We start from the raw sequence: 22,081 nt of genomic DNA on the forward strand, positions 1-22,081 counted from the left end.
CGGTAAAGGAACAGTTGCACAATTGAACTGTTCCTTTACCGTTAAAGAAGACATTACGGTTTTCCCTGTGAAACATGGAAAGGAGACTTTTATGAAAAATAAAAGTTCCGAAGTGATGGCAAAAAAGGCCAGAAAACGCTCATTTCGTGACATAATATATCATGAAAATACCGTAGGCTATGTTTTCATTTCTTTGTTTATTGTAGGTTTTTTAGTTTTTACCGTTTACCCGCTGCTGTCATCCCTTTATTTGTCATTCACGAAATACAGCGGTCTGGGAACACCCGAATGGATAGGGCTTTTGAACTATAAACGGATGTTTACGATGGACCCCAGGTATATAAAGTCTTTGAAAGTAACCTTTGTTTACGTATTTATCTATGTCCCCCTGAGGCTGATATTTGCGTTGCTTGTGGCAATGCTGTTCAAGGGCGGTGGCCGGATTATTGCAGCATACCGCACGATTTATTATTTGCCGTCGGTAATCGGCGGTTCTGTTGCCGTTGCTGTTATCTGGCGCCAGTTATGGGGATATGGCGGAATTATGAATCAGCTGATGATTAAATTGGGGCTTATGGAGGAACAGTTTTCCTTTATAGCAAGCAAGGATACTGCGCTTATGACAATAATCGTGCTTGCGGTATGGCAATTTGGTTCTCCGATGCTGGTTTTCCTCGCGGGGCTTAAGGATATTCCCGCCAGCCTGTATGAAGCTGCCACGGTTGACGGAGCCAACAACTGGCAGAAATTCTGGAAAATAACTCTCCCGAGCCTGACTCCGATTATTTTCTTCAACCTGGTCAATCAGCTGATATCAGGTTTTATGGCGTTCACACAGGCTTATATTATTACAAGAGGCGGACCGAACGATGCAACGATGCTGTATGTTGTATACCTGTACGAAAAATCGTTCACAACATTCCAGATGGGATACGGTTCGGCAATGGCCTGGGTATTGATTGTCATAGTTGCTATTTTGACGGCGATACTGTTTGCTACCCAGGATAAATGGGTTTATTACGAAAACAAATAGAGGACGAGGGTGGAATATGTCGTACAGAACAAAGAAGATAATCGGAAAAATACTGTTTCATGTTTTGGTAACGCTTTCCTGCATTTTAATGATATATCCGCTGTTGTATATGGTGTTCGGCTCATTCAAGACCCAGCAGGATATCTTTCAGAACCCTACTTCTTTGTTTCCGAAAGAGTGGTATTTCAGAAATTATATAAACGGATGGAAGGGTTTTGGAGGTACCACCTTTGCAACTTTCTTTAAAAATTCAATTATTATCACGGTCATTGCAGTAATAGGCCAGGTAACGTCATCAGCTATTATTGCCTACGGCTTCGGAAGGTGCAGGTTTAAAGGCAGGTCAGTCTGGTTTTCGGTAATGATTGTGATGATGCTGATGCCGGCGCAGGTGCTGATAATCCCGCAGTATATAATGTTTAATTCCTTTGGCTGGGTAAATACATGGCTTCCGCTTGTAGTACCCGGGTTTTTCGGATACCCGTTTTTTATTTTCCTGATTTATCAGTTCATCAGAAGAATTCCGGTGGAACTGGACGAATCGGCATATATAGACGGGTGTTCAAAGTACAGTATTTTCGGCAGAATTATATTGCCGCTTATAAAACCGGCGCTGATAACGGCGATGATTTTCGCAACCTACTGGAAATGGGATGATTTCTTCGGGCCGATGATTTATCTGACTGACATTGATAAGTATACGATATCGGTCGCGTTAAAGATGTTTACCGATCCTTCGGCCCAGTCGGACTGGGGTGCGGCATATGCAATGTCGGTGCTGTCTCTGGTGCCCGTTATAATTATATTCTTTTCATTCCAGAAGTATCTGGTTGAGGGTATAAGCACCACCGGCATTAAAGGTTGACATTTTGCCGCTTTAACATTACCATTAATTTTCAGGGGGGAAGAGGTTTTATGAGAATAATAGATGCCCATGTACATGTGATACAGAATATTGCAGGTTTCGGTGCAAAGGGTGAGCTCAGGGCCATAGGAAACGGCCAGGCAATATGGTCGACAGGGGATATAATAAACCTGATCCCGCCTGAACTTGGTGAGTACGATGTTACCCCTGAAGCCGTTATAAAATTTATGGATCAGAACAATATTGAAAAAGCCGTTTTGCTTCAGGGTTCGTTTTATGGTTTTCAGAACCATTACACCTACCAGGCAATTCAGAAATATCCCGACAGGTTTACCGGCGCCGCCACCTACGATCCTTTCTGTCTTGAAAAGGATAAAATACGGGATTATTTGTTCAACAAACTTGGCTTCAAAATTGTCAAGTTTGAGGTAAGCACAGGATCAGGCCTTATGAGCTACCACGGCAGGATTGATTTGGGCGGCGAAATAATGGATGAGGTGTTCAGTGACGCTAATGAGAGAAACCTTGTTTTCGTAATAGACATCGGCAGGCCCGGTTCTTTGAGTTTTCAGGTGGATAAGCTGAGAAATGCGATATTGCGCTATCCGGAAATGAAATTTGTGGTATGCCATCTTCTTGCGCCGGGTCTTAACGATGAAAAAGTTGTGACCGACGAACTTAAGAAACTGAATCTTCCAAATGTGTGGTTTGACCTTGCGGCACTGCCTTCAAACGTAAGGCCTGAAAAATACCCGTATCCTACAGCGCAGCAGTACCTTAAAACAGCGAAGGAAATTGTGGGCGCAGACCGGCTGATATTTGGTTCCGACATTCCGTCTGTACTGACAAGGGACAGTTATATGAATCTGGTTGATTATATAATGCTGTCGGACGTGTTTACCGATTCCGAAAAGGAAAAGGTGTTTTTCAGGAATGCCGAGCAGGTATATTTTGGAGGATAAAACGCTTAAGCTTTTTACCGGTTACCGGAAATTAAGCCGGATTCCGGACGAATACAAATATACCGGAAATATGCGGACGGGAGGAGTGTACTCCCGTTTTTTTATGCTTTTTGCAACCAGATACCGTACAATCGGCGGTTGGGACAATATTAACCGGTAAAATGATTTTTCATTATGTGGAAAAATCGATTTATCTCATGATATAATAATATGTACGTGTAAAAATGAAAAAATTAACTTCTAATGCTTATGCAGGATAAACAGGCTAAATTTTGGGGGATGAAATATGGCATTACCACTTGTCAGTATTATAGTTCCTGTATACAATGCGGAAAAGACACTGGTCCGTTGTGTTAACAGTATTTTGAAACAGCAGTATCAAAATACCGAAATAATTCTTGTTAATGACGGAAGTACCGATAACAGCCTTTCAATATGCAGGGAATATGAGAAAATGGATTCGAGAATAAAAGTAATAGACAAGCCGAACACCGGGGTTTCGGATACCAGAAACATCGGTATGGCTCATGCTTCGGGAGAATATTTCCAGTTTGTTGACAGTGACGACTGGATTAGTGAAAATGCTACAAAAGTTTTGGTGGACAGGATTCTTGAAACTAACTGTGATATGGTTATATCGGGCTTTTACCGGGTAATTAACGGGAAAAAATCCGAAAAAGGCCATATTCCGGACAATAAGGTTATGGACAAAAAAGAATTCATTTCCCACATGATGAAAGCACCCGCAAATTTTTATTACGGTGTTATGTGGAATAAACTGTACCGGGCGGACATAATAAAGGCACACAGAATAACATGTTGCACCGATTTGAACTGGTGCGAGGATTTCCTGTTTAACCTCGATTACATAAGATACTCGGAATCCTTTGCTTCTCTGAATATTCCCATTTATTACTATGTTAAGACCAAAAACAGTCTTGTGGAAAAACAGTGCACTCTCAAGAATATAATAAGTATGAAAATAAAGCTTTTTGAATCCTACAAGGAGTTGTTTGAGAGCACCGAATTATATGAACAGAACAGAGCGCAGATAAGGAAATTTTTTATTGCGTATGCCAAAGACGGCGGACTGGGCTATGGCGACACATATTTCTTTGAAAACTGTATAAATCTTTTAAGGAGAAGAAAAAGCGGTTAATTTTTAAGAAAGTTTAAAAAAACACAACGGGCGGAGAAAAGAAACATCCGCCCGCCGTGTTTTAAATCATTCCGTGTCATCGGCTTTTTTTAGTACGTTTATAATTTCGCCGACATACATTCTGTGATAGTCCTTGTCAGGATAATGGGAATCTATCTCCGGGTCAACAAAATTACGGGGGTTTATGTCATCATAATATAATTTTTTGCATTCAAGGACCAGCCTTGCTTCATTGAAATAAACCGATCCATTTTCGGTTTCGGCGGCGGTAAGCCCGGTTTCCCTGGCTTTGTCATAATCTCTTCCTGAATGTGTGCCGCAAAAACTCAGTGCTTTTTTATATTTTCCGTCAAAGAAGCACAGTGTGAAAGTGTCGGCCTTTTCCATAAATTCATAAGTGTAACGGGTGGGTCTTATCACGCAGAAGGCTATGTTTTTGCCCCAAAGCACCCCTAACCCGCCCCAACTGGCAGTCATTGTGTTGTATGAGCCGAGACTTCCGGCAGTAACAAGCATCCATTCGTCTCCTATTGCTTTAAACGGATTGTCCCTTATATCCTGCGGCGATATTTTTACAAATTTTGCAGCCATCTCTGCACCTCCCGGAAATGGTAGTGTTATTTTATTATATATTAACACAATAATGCGGCATAAAGGGATATTTTATTCGCTAACATGGGAAATTTGTTTCCTGACCAATGGTTTTGTAGCCGGTATTGTGCTATATTTAGGCTTATAACGGGTTTTGTTGAAGTTTTACGCATGATATGAATTTTATATGCGAGGGGAAGGATTTTATGGATTCAAATATAATGCATACTGTATGTAACGACAGATTTGCGAAATACATCGGAGCTGAAATTGTGAAAGCTGAGCCTGGATATGCCGTGGTAGAAATGGAAATTACCGACAATCACATGAACGGTCTGAACATCGTTCAAGCTATTTTTACGCTGGCAGATTTCGCATTTGCAGCAGCTTCAAATAATAACGGAATTGTTACCGTGGGGGTTAACGCAAACATATCATATTTAAAATCCCCGGAGGGGTCACGTCTTACAGCTGTGGCAAGGGAACTGAAGGCAGGCAGGAAAATATGCCATTATGATGTGGAAGTGAACGACGGAAACGCCGATTTGGTGGCAAAGGTCCATTTTACAGGATACAGGAAGAAATAACACTTGACAGGGATTTTTAAAAAACGTACTATAATTAAGGATGTAACGCGTTACAATTATAATTCTGGTAATTATTGTTTCATACGAATTTATAAAAATTCAGACAATATGTAACTGTATAATATTCAAAAGAGCGGGGCAAGAGGATTTATATGAAAAAGACAAAAGTTTCAATAAGAGATATAGCCAGGGAATGTAACGTCTCGGTTGCAACGGTTTCACGGGTGATAAACAACAGCGGAGCGGTCAGGGAAGAAACGCGTAAGCTGGTGCAGAGCGTTATAGAAAAATACAATTACAGACCCAATGAGCTGGCCAGGGGGTTGTATACCCAGCGAACAAAATCCATAGGAGTGATACTTCCTGAAATAACCAACCACTTTTTCGCTAAGGTTTTTCTGGAAATAGAGAAGGCGGCGATAGAATACGGCCAGACGGTTTTTCTGTGCAATACAATGAGTGATAACGCTTTACAGGACTTTTACACTATGAGACTGAGTGAAAAACAGGTGGACGGACTGATACTTCTTGGAGGCCGTGTCAACGAAACGGTAACCAATGTTCAGTATGTTAAATTGCTTAAAAACGTAATTTATCCCACGCCCGTTGTGATAATAAACGGAAAACTGGACAATTATTACGATAACTGTGCATCAGTGAGTTCCGATGAATATGAGGCGATGTTTCAGGCAGTTGACTATTTAACCGGTTTGGGGCACAAAAAAATCGGTTTCCTCGGTGGCATTCGGGGTATTATGTCCACCGATATTAAGCTGAATGCGCTGGAAAAGGCCAAAGATTTGTATGATTTTACTATGAAGGATGAATGGATTAAATTAAGCAGCTATACATATCAGGGCGGCGTGGAGGCAATGCTGAAACTTTTGAAAGAAAAAGAACTGCCCACCGCCATAATATCCATTAACGACGAAGTAGCGGCAGGTGTGATAAATACCTGTATTTCTGAGGGATATAAGGTGCCTGAGGATTTTTCGGTTTTGGGTTTTGACAATAGTTCCATTTCAATGATAACAATGCCAAAGCTTACTACATTGTCTCACCCGTATATGGAACTTGGATCCATGGCTGTGGATTTTCTGAATAACATGATTAATGATAAGCCTATGAAAGGTATTACAAATATCAGTCTGAAAATGGACCTTGTTGAAAGAGAGTCCTGCTCAGTTCCGAGAAAATGGTAGTATAAAACGGGTAATCGGTTACATCCAGGTTACCCGTTTTATATTACTGTTTTTCAGTTAAAATTTGTTTATATACTCTAATTATTTTTAAATTTTTTATATTTAATATTGACATATTGCATAAATAATTTTATAATAACAATGTAACCGGTTACAATAAACTTTTTGAGGGTTATTATGAAGGGAAAAATTAAAAGAATAATTAAAAAGCGTACTCTCCTCTTCATGTGTATACCTGCGATAGTTTACTTCTTTGTATTTTCCTATCTTCCGCTGCCCGGTGTGTGGCTTGCTTTTGTACGTTATAACTACAAAGACGGAATTTTCCGAAGTCCGTTCGTAGGGCTTGATAATTTCAGATTTCTGGTGTTATCCGGACAATTATGGACTTTGACGAGAAACACCATACTTTATAATTTGGCGTTTATCATTACCGGAAACATACTGCAGGTCACTGTTGCCATTCTGTTTAATGAAATGGTGGGGAGAAGACTCAGTATATACAAGAAAATATCTCAGAGCATTATGTTCTTGCCGTACTTTATTTCGTCGGTGGTTATAGGCGTTTTTGCGTACAATTTACTGAATGTGCAGACAGGTTTTATAAATTCACTTCTAAAACAGGCAGGGCGAAATACCATCAATTTTTATTCAATACCGGAAATATGGCCATTCATTATAGTTCTTGCTTATCTCTGGCAGAACACCGGATATGGTTCCATTGTATACTTCGCGGCGATAATGGGGATAGACTCAGAGATGTTGGAGGCCAGTGAGATCGATGGTGCAAATGCTTTTCAGCGTATACGTTACATAATTCTTCCGTGCCTGAAACCCACCTTCGTGATTCTTCTGCTTTTTGCACTGGGCGGAATAATGAAGGGGAATTTCGGACTGTTTTACAACCTTACCGGGGCAAACAACATGGCACTTTTTGAGACAACCGACATAATAGAAACCTTTGTGTTCAGATCACTGAACGTTAATTTTAACTTTTCGATGGGAAGTGCCGTTGGGTTGTATCAGTCTCTGTTCGGGTTCATTCTTGTGATGACCGTTAACACAATAGTAAAGAAGATTGACCCCGAATATTCATTGTTTTAGGAGGATGCATAATGCAGAACAACATAAATTCCGATATTTTAGCGGGTATTGATGCGCGGAAATATCAGGGGGCTCATAAAGTTGTAGACAAATCCCAGAAGGTTGTCCAGGCTACAGGGGTTATTATTACCGGAATCATGACAATATTATGCTTGCTTCCGTTTCTGCTCATAATTTCCGCTTCTTTTACAGAAGAAAAAAGCATCACATTATACGGTTTTTCGCTTATACCGAGGGCTTTGAGTGTCAATGCATACAGATTGATATTCCAGAATCCGAAGCAGATTTTGGGTTCCTATGCGGTGACTGTTGGAATGACAGTTGTCGGAACTGCTATAGGGCTGTTTATTATAGCCATGACGGGTTATGCGCTGCAAAGGCCTGATTTTCCGTTAAGAAACGCAATATCCTTTTACATATACTTTACAACACTCTTTTCAGGCGGATTAATTCCATTTTACCTGCTGGTGACACAGGTTTTGAAACTCAAGGACAGTTATCTGGCGGTGCTTCTGCCTCTTATGATGTCACCGTGGCTGATAATCCTTATGAAAAACTTTTTAAAATCCGTTCCTCATTCCATAACTGAATCAGCTACCATTGACGGTGCAGGTGATTTTTACATATTCCTGAAGATAATTCTTCCTACTGCCAAACCAGCCCTGGCGACTGTCGGCCTGTTTCTCGCTCTTTCATACTGGAACGAATGGTATAATTCAATGCTTTTCCTCTCGAGTAAAGTGATTTACAAACCACTGCAGCTGTTTTTGTACAACACTGTAAATGAAGCAAAGTATATCAGGGATTCAGCCGCAGCTTCCAATATTCCGGTGGTTGATATTCCCATGGAATCAATGAAAATGGCGACGGCTGTAATTGCCACAGGCCCTATTATATTTGCATACCCGTTCGTTCAGAAGTATTTTATACAGGGCATTACCATCGGTGCAGTTAAGGGTTAGAATTTCAAATAACCTTTAGGTTATCTGAAATAAAATTAAAAAATTCTTTAAAAAAGGGGGACTTTTTATGGAAAAAAGGAAAAAAAGTCTCATAAGGCTTTTTGCACTTTTTTTCGCTGTTGTAATGGCAATTTCGGTTACAGCGTGCGGTAAGACAACTTCCGGAAATGACGGTAATGACAATAAAAACAGTAACACTTCTAAGACTGTGACTTGGGGTGGCAAGGAAATTGATATTTCAAAGTTTGTTACGATAACCCACCTGTCTCTGGGAGATAAACCTACGAACGGCCAGTATGAAGCTGTAAAGGCCGAATGGGACAAATACCTGAAAGACAAACTGAATTGTGCTCTTGAAATCGAATATGTAGGATGGACAGATTATCTCACTAAGTATAACCTGTTACTTGCCTCAGGCGAAAACCTTGACCTTATCAATACTGCTTCCGACTGGCTTGAAATGTGGCCTAATGCGCAAAGGGGAGCTTTTTTGGCACTGAATGATCTGTTACCGGTATATGCTCCGATTACCTGGGAATCAATTCCGGAGGATCACTGGGCTGAAGTTACCTTCAAGGGCGATATTATAGCCATTCCTGAAGATATGTATAGTCAATGGATTAACCATGGTTTTATGTACAGGGGCGATTGGGCAAGGGAAATAGGTATTACCCAGCCGATAAAATCCTGGGATGAATTCCAGGTTTATCTGCAGGGAGTTAAGGATCTTTACGGTGATAAGGGCGTTATTCCCTATGACATATCAGGTGCCTCAAACATGAAAGAGATGTATGACGGCTGGACGATCTCAAAATCATCACTGATATGCATAGATCCGGTACCCGACGGGCTTGCCTATGGAAAGTCCGATGACGAGTGGTGGGTTGTAGTATCCCGTTATTTCCCTCTTGATAACGGTTATGACATGCTTCTTGATTTTGCAACCGAAATGAAGGAATGGGCGGACGCGGGTTACTGGAGAGATGACGTACTCAACAATACCGCCGATACCTGGACTCAGTTTAAGGCCGGGCTTACCGGAACGCGCCAGCATCATACCCAGACATACGTATATGCATATAAGGAACTGGAAAGAGAGATACCTGGTGCAGATCTGCAGTTCTTCCCGTGGAGCGAAGAAAGCAAGAACCTGACGAAAATGTCGATTACCCACGGAGCGACAGCAGTAGGCGCAAGATGCCAAAATCCTGAAAGGGCGCTTATGGTATATGATTTAATTCGCAATGATGAAACCATGTACAGGCTTTTCAACTGGGGTATAGAAGGCGTACAGTACATTATAAACGAAAAGGGGCAAAGGGATCTGCCAGAAGGGTATAACACTGAACAGCACAGCTTTTCATCCAATTTCTGGGGCGGACGTATGGACAAATTTGAGCTGAAGTATCCGAGCGCAACCATTATAGACAACTGGAAAGAAATATATGATAATTTCGAAAGTTATGCAAAACCTTACAGATACGGTCGTTTTGTATTTGACAAATCTTCGGTGGAAAGTGAACTGGCGGCATTAAGCGATGTAATCAACAGGTACCTCCCTGCCATCTGTGTGGGCAAGGCAGGCGATCCGGCGGCTGCGGTTGAGGCTTTCAGAAGGGAGCTTAAACTGGCCGGCTATGACAAGGTACTTGAGGAAGTCCAGCGCCAGCTTACCGAATTCAAGAATTCTTTGGATTAATCCGAGTGACTGACTGCATGGCAAACCAAAAATTTAAAAATAAAAATAAAACACAGGTTCGGGCCGTTAAAGAACGGCCTGAACCCTGTAAAAGGATCAGGTGGGTTATGAATAGAGAAATTTTGCATCACACAATTGATTTGTGCCTCGACTGGAAATTCAGGGAAGGCGAAGAACAGGATGCCTGGTATAAAGGTTTTGACGACAGTTCATGGCGTACCGTGAACATACCCCATGACTGGGCTGTGGAACATGAATTTTCAACAGCGCATTCCAGTGGGACGGGGTATTTGCCCGCTGGTACGGGTTTTTACAGAAAAACTTTTTACCTTCCTGAAGAATGCAGGGGTATGCGGGTGTATGTGGTTTTTGACGGAGTGTATAACAACAGCATGGTTTGGTGCAACAGCTACTATCTTGGAAAAAGACCCAACGGTTACACGCAGTTTATATATGACATAACCGATTTTGTCTGTTTTGGCGATACACCCAATGTATTAACCGTGAAGGTTGATCACAGGTATGCAGCCGATTCAAGATGGTATACCGGTTCGGGCATTTACAGGAAGGTGACACTGGTTCTCAAAAACCACATACTAATCCCCGTAAACGGTGTGTTTGTATCAACAAAAAATGCAGATTACGACGCAGCGGTGATTGAAATACAAACAACCGTGAAAAACGCCACCGGCGAGCGGGCGGATATATCGGTACGGCATACGCTGTATGCGGGAAACTACCCCGTTGCGTCGTCTGAAAAACAGGTTCCCGTTGATGCGGAAGGAGAAATCTGTGATCAGCAGGAAATAAAGGTGTACTCACCGAAACTGTGGTCCACCGAAAATCCTTTCCTTTATACTTTGGTTACCGAAATAAAAAAGGACGGAAAGGTTGTTGACCGGGTTGAAACAAGAACGGGAATCAGGACCTTTTACTTCAGCCCTGACAATGGTTTTTTCCTGAACGGGAAAAACATGAAGCTGAAAGGTGTATGTGTGCATCATGATGCAGGGTGCCTCGGTGCCGCGGTAAGGAAAAAGGTGTGGGAAAGAAGGCTCAAAGCGCTTAAAGAAATGGGATGTAATGCAATCCGTATGAGCCATAATCCGCATATGCCCGAACTGTACGATTTGTGCGACGAGTTGGGATTTCTGGTGATAGATGAAGCGTTTGACGAATGGGAAGGGGTTAAGAATAAGTGGGTAAAAGGACATAATGTATATCCGCCCGCTCATTACGGATATTACGAGGATTTCCCCGTCTGGCACGAGGCAGATTTAACTCAGATGATTTTGCGGGACAGAAACCATCCGTCGGTAATATTGTGGAGTATAGGAAACGAAATTGATTATCCGAACGACCCTTATTGCCATCCAATGTTTAAGATGGTGACGGGAAACAACGATCAAAACAAGCCGGTTAGCGAAAGGCTTTATGATCCCAACAAGCCGAATGCGGAGCATCTTGTTAAAATAGCGAAAAAACTTGTATCAATTGTGAAGAAATTTGATAAAACGAGGCCTGTAACCGCAGCCCTGGCATTTCCAGAGCTGTCAAACCTTACAGGGCTTGCCGACTGCCTGGATGTTGTGGGTTATAACTATAAAGAACATCTGTATCGGGAAGATCACAGAAAATACCCTGAAAAGATAATACTGGGTACCGAGAATACAAAGGGGCTGGAAGAATGGAAGGCAGTCGTTGAAAATGAATTCATATCCGGTCAGTTTCTCTGGACGGGCATTGATTTTCTGGGTGAAACACAGGGATGGCCGTGTCATGGTTCAGAAGCCGGACTTTTGGATGTTGCGGGCTTTGAAAAACCCCTTTATTATTTCCGCCAGAGCTTGTGGTCCGATAAACCGGTTATAAGGCTTTTTACCGTGTCAAGTGCCGGGAAGGTGGAAAATATCCACAGAGATTACAAAAAATTAAAACCGCTGTGGAACTATTCCGACGGCGAAATGGTTCAGGTTGTGTGCTTTACCAACTGTGCCGAAGCTGAACTGTTTCTTAACGGAAAATCATACGGCAGGAAAAAGTTAGCAGATTACGCTGACGGATATATAACATGGCTTGTTCCTTTTGAAAAAGGTGAGTTAAAAGCGGCAGGGTTTAATGACGCCGGGGAAGAAGTTCGGCAGTATGTTCTGAAAACTACGGGTGAGCCTTCGTTTATAAGGCTGGAGTGCACCGATGAATTTTTAAATGCCGACGGAAGGGATATCACCCATGTTATTGCCGAAATCACGGACGAAGAAGGCAATCGGGTATGCACGGCCGAAAAGGAAATTTATGTAACAGTTGAAGGAGAAGGCAGGCTTTTGGGGCTTGAGAACGGAGATCTCCGGGATACAACGCCGTATTCGGAACGGTACAGAAAAACCCATAACGGCAAACTTCTGATTTATATCGAAGCAGGAAGGACCGAAGGAAGCGTAAAGGTAAAAGCAGCTGCGGAGGGGCTGCAGGCCGCAGAGATTATAATACCTGTAAAAAACGGTTTTTAATATGCTGTTGCCGGTTTTTGTCGGTTTATTCCAGGCGGCGTAACTGCCGCCTGTTTGATTAATTAAATATTTCCTCTTTTCCACGCTTCGGGTGAAATTAAGACAAAGATCGGATAGAATTCCAGCCTTCCCGCCAGCATGTCGAAACTGAAAACAAGTTTGCTGAATGCCGAAAAGTCAGAAAAGTTGCCCGTCGGTCCGACAGCTTCAAAGCCGGGGCCTATATTGGAAAGTGTTGCCAAAACCGCTGTTGCCGATGTGACCAAATCTTTGCCGTCTAAGGATATCAGCAGTACTGAAATGAAAAACAACGACATGTAAATGAAGAAATAGGACAATGTTTTATTCACGGTATTTTCATCAATTACTCTGTTACTCACCTTAACGGTATGAACCGCCCGAGGGTGGATAATTCTCGCAATTTCACGTCTTGCAGTTTTTAGCAGTAAAAGTATTCGTATGCATTTGATACCGCCACCCGTCGAACCTGCACAGGCACCGAATAACATGAGCATAACCAGAATGATTTTACTGAATGTCGGCCAGAGATTAAAATCGGTTGTTGAAAATCCCGTTGTCGTGATAATGGTTCCCACCTGGAAGGAGGAATGTCTTAAACTCTGACCGAGGGTGAAAAATCGGTGGGTATAGAGGTCAATGGTGATCAGTGTTATCGAGACAAGGATTGTTCCAATATAGAAACGAAACTCCTCATCTTTGAAGAATCCACGTATATCGCCGTTTATCAGGCGGTAATACAAACCGAAATTAACTCCGAACAGTATTGTAAAAACGGTTATAATTACTTCGGCGTATACATTTCCATAGGCTCCGACGCTCAAATTCCTGTTTGAAAATCCTCCGGTGCCGGCTGACGCGAATGCGTGTACCAGCGAGTCATACAGCGGAATTCCGGCAATCAGCAGCAGAATTATCTGACAGGTAGCCATTACCACGTAAATCGTATATAAAATCCTGACGGTTTCCTTAAGTTTCGGTACAAGTTTTTCCTTACTTGGTCCTGTGGATTCGGCGTTCATTATATGAATGGAACCCGGGGCTATTGATGGTATAACCGCTAATGTAAATACGAGTACTCCCATTCCGCCCATAAAATTGGTAAAACTGCGCCAGAAAAGTATTCCCTTCGGCAGGCTTTCAATGTCTTTTAATATCGACGAACCGGTGGTTGTGAAACCCGAAACCGTTTCAAAAAATGCATCAATAAAAGAAGGAATGGCTCCGCTTATAACAAACGGCATTGACCCGAAAAGGGATATCGCTGTCCAGCCGAGGGCGACTGCGGCAAAACCGTCTCTGGCGTAAAATTTACCGTTCCGCACGGGTATTCTGTACAGTAAAAAGCCCGAGGCGGCGGTTATCAGTATTGAAATAAGAAACGCAATGGCATCACCCTGTGCGTATATAAGGCTGACGATAAAAGACGGCACCATGCCGGTTCCTTCAATCAGCAGTACAATGCCGACAATTCTTAAAATCATTCTGATATTCAATCAACAGATCCCTCCGTTGAAATAATTTCGTTAAGGTCAAAGATCTGTCTGTTTTTCGCGATAAGTATTACGCTGTCGCCCCGTTTTATGGAATCGTTCCCATGTGGTATTATTATCTCATTTTTCCTTACGATGACGGCGACAAGAATGTCTTTCGAAATTTTAAGATGTTTCAGCGGTATGCCTAAAAATTTGGCCGGTTCGTTTATTGTAAACTCCAGTGCCTCTGCCTGATTGTTTACTATCCTGTACAGTGATTTTATGGGATTGCCAAGGGCATTTTTTAAGCCGCGGACAAACATCAGAATGAGGTTTGTGGTTATCTGGCCGGGGTTTACAATACTGTCTATTCCAAGGCTTTTTATCAGGTTGACATAGTTGTTTCTGCTTATTTTTGCTATAACTTTCGGTACACCTGCCTGTTTTGCAAGGAGTGCCAGCATCAGATTATCCTCGTCATGGCCGGTCAGGGATACAAAGGCTCCCATTTCCTGAAGGTTTTCGGAATACAGCAGTGATTCATCCGAACCGTCGCCATGAATAATCAGTGCTTCAGGCAGAAGCTCCGAAAGAGTAAGGCATCTTTCATGACTGGACTCGATGATTTTTATCCTCATACCCGATTCTTCAAGAAACTTTGCCAGGTAATAGGCAATCCTTCCGCCGCCGACAATCATTACATTTTTAATCTTTTGGGCGTAAAGGCCTATTTTCCTGCAGAATTTGGTTATACTTGCAGGTTTCCCGACAATGTAAGCAATATCGCCGGTTTTAATCTGAAAATCCCCTTTGGGGATAATTGCTTCGTCTTCCCTCAGAACAGCGCCTATCAGAATGGAAGATGAAACAAAGTCGGATATGTCCCTGATTTTCATTCCTGAAATGGGCATATTATCGGTAATTTTTATTTCAACCATTTCAACCTGCCCTTTGGCGAAAGTTTCTATGTTTACGGCCTCCGGGAAACGAAGAATTCTGGATATTTCACGGGCGGCGGCGCGTTCAGGGTTTATAACCATGTCAAGGCCCAGCTCGTTTTTAATAAGGGACAATTCGTCCGCATATTCGGGATCCCTGATACGTGCCACCGTATGGGCGGCGCCGAGTTTTTTACCCGTAAGGCAGCAGACCATGTTCATCTCATCGCTGGCTGTGGCGGCTATTAAAACGTCGGCTTCGTCAATCCCCGCCTCAAACAGCACTTTGGTGCTTACCCCATTGCCCCTTATGCATAAAACGTCCAGATTCTCATTTGCCCTTCTTAGAGCATCGGGGTCCTTGTCAATTACAATGACGTCATTGTCTTCTTTTGACAACTGTTCGGCGAGGCTGTATCCCACTTTACCGTCGCCGATTATTATGATTTTCATAAAAATCCTCCCGGTTCTGCGGTAACAGTATACAGAATTATTATTGGTCTGTCTGGGTTATTTATTTAGTAGATTATATACCTATATCTTATTATTTTCAACTTTATAAGACCTGAAAGGAGGGGATTTTTATTGTGTCTGCCTTGAATTTCCTTAAATGGACGGATATAATAATTAAAAAAATCTCAAGCAGGGCAAGATCGGGTATGAAGGTGAAAAGTTTTCTGAAATACGTGGAAATCCAAACGAAAACTGCGAGTATGATTCCTTTTGCATTGGGTACGGCATATGCTTTTTACAGATTCGGCACTTTCAGTCTGAAAAATTTCGTTCTGATGCTTGTTTCACTTCTCTCCTTCGACATGACGACAACGGCAATTAATAATTACTTTGATTATAAAAAGGCGAGGAAAAAGACGGGATATGGTTTTGAAAAGCACAATGCCATTGTCAGGGATAATATAAAGGAAGCCGAGGCGGTTGCAGTTATAGTGGTTCTTGGGCTTATAGCCGTTATTGCGGGATTTGTGCTTTATCTTAATTCAAATGCAATTGTTTTGATTTTGGGAATGATGTCCTTTGCGGTGGGAGTTCTGTATACCGCAGGTCCGGTGCCCATTTCAAGAATGCCGCTGGGCGAAGTGTTCTCAGGTTTTTTCATGGGTTTTATAATACCTTTTCTTGCGGTTTATATCCACGTGGCGGATGAGCGGATAGCTGCCCTTTCAATGCAACGGGGAATCCTGGAACTGAAGGCCAATATACCCGAAATAGTGAGGATTTTTCTCATTTCGGTGCCTGCGGTTACGGGAATAGCCAACATCATGCTGGCCAATAATATATGTGATATAGAGGACGATTTGGAAAACCGGAGATACACTCTTCCGGTTCACATTGGCAGGGAAAAGGCGTTAATTTTGTTTAAAATACTGTATTATGCCGCATTCGCCGAGATTTTGATTTCGGCCGTTGCAGGCCTTATTCCCGCTACTTCGCTGTTGGTTTTTGCAACTTTCATTCCGGTCCGGAAGAACATTCACAGGTTCATTGAACTGCAGACAAAAAAGGACACATTTTCCTTGTCGGTTAAAAATTTCGCAGTCATGAACATGGTTTTGATCTTAAGTACTGCAGTTGCAATTATTATTCAATGTTTTCGGTAAAATAACATAGCATTCATTCAGCCACGGGCAGTGTTATTTTTATAAATGCGCCTTCACCTGTGTTTCCTGCTGTTATTGTACCGCTGTGCTTTTCAATAATGCTTTTTGCTATTGAGAGCCCAAGGCCGAAATGTCCCCTTTTTCCTTTGTAAAACCTTGTAAATACGTTTTTTAGATCTTCGGTGTCAAACCCCGGTCCGTCGTCGGAGATTATAAGCTCGATGTTATTCTCACCGGTGATTCGGGAATTTATTTCAATCTTATGCCTGGCATACCGTATACCGTTGTCCAGTATATTTGTAATCGCACGGGAGAGTTTTTCCTCGTCTCCCGAAAGCCTGACCGATTCCGGTTCTATTTTTGTGCAGATTTCCTTTCCTGATTGCTGGGCAATTCCTTTCATCCGCATGGCAACATAATGTAACAGTTCATGAAAGTCAAGTACTTCAAAATTGTATGGTTCCTCGATGGAATCCAGCCTTGAAAGATATAGCAGGTTTTCGACAAGCCTGGTCAGTCGCTGAGTCTCGTCAAGGATGACTTTCACTGCCTCATCGGTTTCAACGACACCGTACTCAATGCCTTCGGCGTAACTGCGTATTGACATTATCGGGGTCCGCAGTTCGTGGGAGACGTTCTGCAGGAAAGTTTTCTGGGCCAAATCGTAAGATTCAAGTTTTTCAACCATTATGTTAATATTGTCGACAAGTTCCAGAATTTCGTCGTCAGCCGGAATTTGTATACGGTTAAACTTTCTTTCGGATATGTTTCGGATATGGGCGCAGAGCTTGGACAAAGGCGTTGAAATTTTTTTGGAAAGGTATGACGAAAACAGCGTGGCAATTAACGCGGCTACAAACAAAACAATCAGCAGGATGAGATTCATTGTCCGCTGGAGTTCCGCAATTTTGTCCATCCTTGTATAGAAAACAATCTTGCTTAAATTTGACGATGGATTGTTTACCCTGACCACAACGGCGGCATGTGCCGAAAGGGGAAGTAAACGGTTATATTCGCGCGGCTGTCGAAATGGGATATATAACTGCAATGCCTGACGGACTGTTTCATCCCAATGATTCGGTAACGTATGCTCAAATCGCCACGACTCTGGTAAAACTGCTGGGATATTCCGACGAAGATCTGACAGGATACTGGCCGTATAACTGCCTCAGTTTATTGGAAAATCTGAATGTGTTGGACGGAATAACATATAAACCGCAGGACGGTGTAACCGTGAAGGAACTGGCGGTAATAGTCGACAGACTGTTTAAAACCAGGATGAAAAACGGCTCGGAGTATTTTATCGATACAACGCCGAATTTTAAAGAAGTGATTGTTTTGAAAACCGCGACAGTCGATTCTTCGATGGATCAAAAAAGGATTGAAACCGATAACGGAGTTTTCTACCTTGATGACGGAATATTCATGCCTGAATTGGGATATCGCTATACAGTACGTACAGAAGATAATATAATTACCGCCATGGCCGGGCAAACTTTGAGTTATGAAAAATATTCCGTAAAAGAGGTGTCAGCGGATGCAGTTGTTCTGAATAACCAGAAAAAAGTCAGGCTGAACGGAAACATATCTTACTATTATAACGGCAAGACGATTGAAGCAAGTGAGGTTTTGGGTGTTCTGAAAACAAATTCATCGGTTATAATCGCATCAAGAAACGGGAGTGAAATTTACGGGGTGGTTTTTGATCCCGTCTACTCGGCACCGAAAATAATAACTGCTTCAATGACAGGTGATGCCCTTGAAAGGCTTTATTTCGGAAAGTTTATTGACAGAAACGGTAAGAAAATAAATCCCTCCCAACTGGAAGTAAATGACGTGGTGTATGAAATTACTGATATTTGGGGTAACAACGGTTATGTGGTTGTGTATGACAATGAGGTGTCGGGGGAGATAACGAACATATCACCGAATTTGATGGCCCCTGAGTCAATTGAACTGGGCGGGGTATCTTATCAGCTGGATTCGTCATTCCCTGTTGAGAAAATAAATAAATCGGGTACGATCGAGGTGGGCCAGACCGTAACTCTCTTTCTTGGAAAGGATAATAAGGTTGTGGATGCCGTTCTGAGCGGAACAGGCGAAAATGACAATTATGTACTCGTTTTGAACGCCTACACCGAAAAATCCCAGGAAATTGAGAATTACGGGGAAAAATTATACTTTGTCACACTTCTTCATACAGACGGCAGTATAAAAACTTATCTCGCCAAAAAGGATATGTCGGCCCTGAAAGGTGATCTCGCCACTTACAGCATTATAGAAACAGGGGAAGACTATGACACTGTTTCATTGACAGCGGTTGAATATCTCCCCAGGAAAACTCATGAAATATTCAAGGATGAACGAAAGATTGACAATCTGTATGTGGCGGACAACGTGGTGATATTCAATATGATTAATAATGTTTACGGAAGAAACAGTGACGCGGAAATTCTCAAATGGTCGGATTTGCCTTCAGGCAAAATTGAGGCTTCGAAACTTAAATACATTCACACAACCGGTGATTTTATGGATATAGATGTTTTGTATTTTGATAATATTCTGGACGAGGGAATTTATTACGGCCTTGTTACCGATTACAGGACCGAGTATAAAAAAAGCGGTGAAATCAAGACGGTAACCCAGACAATTACAATGCTGGTGAAGGGCGAGGAATACACTTATGAAACCGGAGAACCCATATCGGGCATTATAAAAGGCGCTGTTTTAAAACTCAGAATGTCGGGCAATTCTGTCCGTTGAGGACATAAAGGAACCCTATGTAACTTCTGACGAAGTCCAGGCCTCGGATACGTCCAGAATACGTATAAACGACACCACATACAAATATCACAGGGATTTTGCGGTATATCAATTAAGAACAGACGGCACGTACAAGAGAGTAGGAACGGACAAAATCACCGATGAAAATACCAAGTCGGTCTCCCTGTATCTGGACAAACCCTTGTCATACGGCGGGAAAGTGGTAATGGTGATTATAAAGTAAACCTGCATCGGATATTTAGGAAGGCTTTGCGGGAGGAATGACATTCCGGCTCTTTCTGGACAAGATATGAGCAGTTTATGACAAATGATGATTAGTATTCGCACATGGCATTCGGGTAGAATGGAGATGATAAAAAAGACGGTTTTAAATCGTGCACAGGGAGGGTAAGTGATGGAAAACAAACCTGTTTATCTGGATCCGAGTTATTCGTTTGAAGAACGCGCAAAAGATCTTGTGTCAAGGATGACCATTGAGGAAAAGGTATCTCAGATGCTTTACAATTCACCTGCAATCGAAAGGCTCGGAATTCCTGCATATAACTGGTGGAACGAAGCACTTCACGGTGTGGCGCGGGCCGGAACGGCGACCATGTTCCCGCAGGCTATCGGAATGGCGGCTACGTTTGACGAAGAGCTTATTTATAAAGTGGCGGATGTTATTTCAACAGAGGGCAGGGCAAAATACCATGCAAGCAGTAAAAAAGGCGATCGCGGGATATATAAGGGTTTAACATTCTGGTCCCCTAATATCAACATATTCAGGGATCCAAGATGGGGACGCGGCCAGGAAACCTACGGGGAGGATCCTTACCTCACGGCAAGGCTCGGTGTTGCCTTTGTAAAAGGCCTGCAGGGAAACCATCCGAAATACCTTAAGGCTGCGGCATGTGCAAAACATTTTGCCGTTCACAGTGGTCCCGAATCCTTAAGGCATGAATTTAATGCCGTAGTGTCCAAAAAGGATCTGTATGAGACCTATCTGCCGGCTTTTAAGGCTTTGGTTCAGGAAGCAAAAGTTGAATCGGTGATGGGAGCGTATAACCGTACAAACGGTGAACCCTGCTGCGGCAGTAAGACCCTTCTTTCCGATATTCTCAGAGGGGAATGGGGATTTAAGGGACATGTGGTATCCGACTGCTGGGCAATACGCGATTTCCATATGCACCATCATGTTACGGCAACAGCTCCCGAATCAGCCGCCCTTGCAGTACGCAATGGCTGCGATCTGAACTGCGGAAACATGTTCGGAAACCTGTTAATAGCCCTTAAGGAAGGCTTGATCACTGAAGAGGAGATAGACAGAGCCGTAACAAGGCTTATGATTACAAGAATGAAACTGGGAATGTTCGATCCTGAAGATCAGGTGCCTTATGCATCGATTTCGTACGACTTCGTCGATTGCAAGGAACACAGAGAGCTCGCGCTGGACGTGGCGAAAAAATCCATTGTCCTGCTAAAGAATGACGGCCTGTTGCCGCTTGACAGGAAGAAAATCAGGTCCATCGCCGTTATAGGCCCGAATGCCGACAGCCGCCAGGCTCTGATTGGAAACTACGAAGGAACGGCGTCGGAATATGTAACCGTTCTTGACGGAATCAGGGAAATGGCAGGGGACGATGTAAGGATTTACTATTCAGTCGGCTGTCATTTATACAAGGACAGAGTTGAGAACCTCGGCGAACCCGGGGACAGAATCGCGGAGGCAGTTACCTGTGCCGAACACGCCGACGTGGTTATCATGTGCCTTGGCCTTGATTCAACCATTGAAGGCGAAGAAATGCATGAAAGTAATATATACGGTTCGGGCGACAAGCCTGATCTTAACCTTCCGGGGCAGCAGCAGGAACTGCTGGAGGCTGTTTACGCCACCGGTAAGCCGATTGTTCTTGTACTGCTTACAGGAAGTGCTCTGGCAGTAACGTGGGCCGATGAGCATATCCCGGCAATACTGAACGCATGGTATCCGGGGGCGCTGGGAGGAAGGGCAATTGCCTCGGTACTGTTCGGTGAAACCAACCCGTCAGGGAAGCTGCCGGTTACATTCTATCGTACCACCGAAGAACTTCCCGACTTTACAGATTACTCAATGGAAAACAGAACCTACAGGTTTATGAAGAATGAAGCGCTGTACCCGTTTGGATTTGGTTTGAGCTATACGACGTTTGACTACAGCGATCTGAAGCTGTCGAAGGATACAATCAGGGCAGGGGAAGGCTTTAACGTTTCGGTAAAGGTAACGAATACCGGGAAAATGGCCGGTGAAGAAGTGGTCCAGGTTTACATCAAGGATTTGGAAGCAAGCTGGAGAGTTCCCAACTGGCAGCTTTCGGGAATGAAGAGAGTAAGGCTTGAAAGCGGTGAAACTGCTGAAATTACTTTTGAAATACGGCCTGAACAGCTGGCTGTTGTTACCGATGAGGGAAAAAGCGTTATCGAGCCGGGTGAGTTTGAAATTTATGTCGGCGGCTCGCAGCCGGATGCAAGAAGCGTCAGGCTTATGGGAAAAGCGCCGCTGAAAGCCGTGCTGCGCGTGCAGTAATTGCCATGCAACATCTTGTCCCCTCTCTCTTTTT

Annotated in this window: 18 protein-coding genes; 14 read left to right on the forward strand and 4 right to left on the reverse strand. The window is 43.0% G+C overall.

Annotation, left to right across the window (positions count from 1 at the left end):
- The first annotated feature begins 91 nt into the window (after nucleotides 1-91).
- The 5 genes from CST_RS01080 to CST_RS01100 all read left to right on the forward strand — a co-directional run bounded on the left by CST_RS01080 (nucleotide 92) and on the right by CST_RS01100 (nucleotide 4,019).
- Complete coding sequence (locus tag CST_RS01080) at nucleotides 92-1,033, forward strand: carbohydrate ABC transporter permease (RefSeq protein WP_015357954.1); 942 nt, start codon at nucleotides 92-94, stop codon at nucleotides 1,031-1,033.
- A 16-nt stretch (nucleotides 1,034-1,049) separates the two neighbouring features.
- The gene (locus CST_RS01085; RefSeq protein WP_015357955.1) at nucleotides 1,050-1,898 is read left to right on the forward strand and encodes a carbohydrate ABC transporter permease; all 849 of its coding nucleotides are present in this window, start codon (nucleotides 1,050-1,052) and stop codon (nucleotides 1,896-1,898) included.
- Nucleotides 1,899-1,948: 50 nt separating this feature from the next.
- A complete protein-coding gene (locus tag CST_RS01090; protein ID WP_015357956.1) occupies nucleotides 1,949-2,860 on the forward strand; it encodes an amidohydrolase family protein in 912 nt (303 codons plus the stop codon).
- Nucleotides 2,850-3,020 (forward strand): hypothetical protein, encoded by a 171-nt coding sequence (locus tag CST_RS13450; RefSeq protein ID WP_015357957.1) that lies wholly within the window; start codon nucleotides 2,850-2,852, stop codon nucleotides 3,018-3,020. Before CST_RS01090 ends, CST_RS13450 begins: the two co-directional genes overlap by 11 nt.
- A 126-nt stretch (nucleotides 3,021-3,146) precedes the next feature.
- Nucleotides 3,147-4,019 (forward strand): glycosyltransferase family 2 protein, encoded by an 873-nt coding sequence (locus CST_RS01100; RefSeq protein WP_015357958.1) that lies wholly within the window; start codon nucleotides 3,147-3,149, stop codon nucleotides 4,017-4,019.
- Between the two features lie 66 nt (nucleotides 4,020-4,085).
- On the opposite strand, the gene CST_RS01105 is transcribed toward CST_RS01100, so the two are convergent.
- On the reverse strand, nucleotides 4,086-4,610 hold the full coding sequence (locus CST_RS01105) for a flavin reductase family protein (RefSeq protein WP_015357959.1): 525 nt from the start codon (nucleotides 4,608-4,610) through the stop codon (nucleotides 4,086-4,088).
- Nucleotides 4,611-4,816: 206 nt separating this feature from the next.
- On the opposite strand from CST_RS01105, the gene CST_RS01110 reads away from it, so the two are divergent.
- The 6 genes from CST_RS01110 (at nucleotide 4,817) to CST_RS01135 (ending at nucleotide 12,674) form a co-directional block, all read left to right on the forward strand.
- Nucleotides 4,817-5,197: a PaaI family thioesterase gene (locus CST_RS01110; protein ID WP_015357960.1), complete on the forward strand. Its 381-nt coding sequence runs from the start codon at nucleotides 4,817-4,819 to the stop codon at nucleotides 5,195-5,197.
- Between the two features lie 152 nt (nucleotides 5,198-5,349).
- Nucleotides 5,350-6,399 carry a LacI family DNA-binding transcriptional regulator gene (locus CST_RS01115; RefSeq protein WP_015357961.1) on the forward strand — a complete coding sequence of 350 codons (1,050 nt, stop codon included), beginning with the start codon at nucleotides 5,350-5,352 and terminating at the stop codon, nucleotides 6,397-6,399.
- A gap of 177 nt (nucleotides 6,400-6,576) precedes the next feature.
- Nucleotides 6,577-7,503 (forward strand): ABC transporter permease, encoded by a 927-nt coding sequence (locus tag CST_RS01120; RefSeq protein WP_015357962.1) that lies wholly within the window; start codon nucleotides 6,577-6,579, stop codon nucleotides 7,501-7,503.
- A gap of 11 nt (nucleotides 7,504-7,514) precedes the next feature.
- Nucleotides 7,515-8,465: a carbohydrate ABC transporter permease gene (locus CST_RS01125; protein WP_015357963.1), complete on the forward strand. Its 951-nt coding sequence runs from the start codon at nucleotides 7,515-7,517 to the stop codon at nucleotides 8,463-8,465.
- Between the two features lie 67 nt (nucleotides 8,466-8,532).
- On the forward strand, nucleotides 8,533-10,164 hold the full coding sequence (locus tag CST_RS01130) for an ABC transporter substrate-binding protein (RefSeq protein WP_015357964.1): 1,632 nt from the start codon (nucleotides 8,533-8,535) through the stop codon (nucleotides 10,162-10,164).
- Nucleotides 10,165-10,271: 107 nt separating this feature from the next.
- Nucleotides 10,272-12,674, forward strand: a complete 2,403-nt coding sequence (locus CST_RS01135; protein ID WP_015357965.1) for a glycoside hydrolase family 2 TIM barrel-domain containing protein — start codon at nucleotides 10,272-10,274, stop codon at nucleotides 12,672-12,674.
- Between the two features lie 62 nt (nucleotides 12,675-12,736).
- On the opposite strand, the gene CST_RS01140 is transcribed toward CST_RS01135, so the two are convergent.
- Nucleotides 12,737-14,188, reverse strand: coding sequence for a TrkH family potassium uptake protein (locus CST_RS01140; RefSeq protein ID WP_015357966.1), 1,452 nt, complete (start codon nucleotides 14,186-14,188; stop codon nucleotides 12,737-12,739).
- Nucleotides 14,185-15,558, reverse strand: a complete 1,374-nt coding sequence (trkA, locus tag CST_RS01145; RefSeq protein ID WP_015357967.1) for a Trk system potassium transporter TrkA — start codon at nucleotides 15,556-15,558, stop codon at nucleotides 14,185-14,187. Before trkA ends, CST_RS01140 begins: the two co-directional genes overlap by 4 nt.
- Nucleotides 15,559-15,692: 134 nt before the next feature.
- Here trkA and menA point away from each other — a divergent pair, with 134 nt between their 5' ends.
- Nucleotides 15,693-16,721: a 1,4-dihydroxy-2-naphthoate polyprenyltransferase gene (menA, locus tag CST_RS01150; protein ID WP_015357968.1), complete on the forward strand. Its 1,029-nt coding sequence runs from the start codon at nucleotides 15,693-15,695 to the stop codon at nucleotides 16,719-16,721.
- A 13-nt stretch (nucleotides 16,722-16,734) separates the two neighbouring features.
- Here the strand turns inward: menA and CST_RS01155 are convergent, their stop codons facing one another.
- Complete coding sequence (locus CST_RS01155; protein WP_169315994.1) at nucleotides 16,735-17,637, reverse strand: sensor histidine kinase; 903 nt, start codon at nucleotides 17,635-17,637, stop codon at nucleotides 16,735-16,737.
- 68 nt (nucleotides 17,638-17,705) lie between these two features.
- On the opposite strand from CST_RS01155, the gene CST_RS01160 reads away from it, so the two are divergent.
- Both CST_RS01160 and CST_RS01165 read left to right on the forward strand, forming a co-directional pair.
- Nucleotides 17,706-19,484, forward strand: a complete 1,779-nt coding sequence (locus CST_RS01160; protein ID WP_052326355.1) for an S-layer homology domain-containing protein — start codon at nucleotides 17,706-17,708, stop codon at nucleotides 19,482-19,484.
- A 415-nt stretch (nucleotides 19,485-19,899) separates the two neighbouring features.
- Complete coding sequence (locus tag CST_RS01165) at nucleotides 19,900-22,047, forward strand: glycoside hydrolase family 3 C-terminal domain-containing protein (RefSeq protein WP_015357972.1); 2,148 nt, start codon at nucleotides 19,900-19,902, stop codon at nucleotides 22,045-22,047.
- Nucleotides 22,048-22,081: the final 34 nt, after the last annotated feature.

Origin of the sequence: Thermoclostridium stercorarium subsp. stercorarium DSM 8532, assembly GCF_000331995.1 — a bacterium.
Classification (GTDB): Bacteria; Bacillota; Clostridia; order DSM-8532; family DSM-8532; genus Thermoclostridium; species Thermoclostridium stercorarium.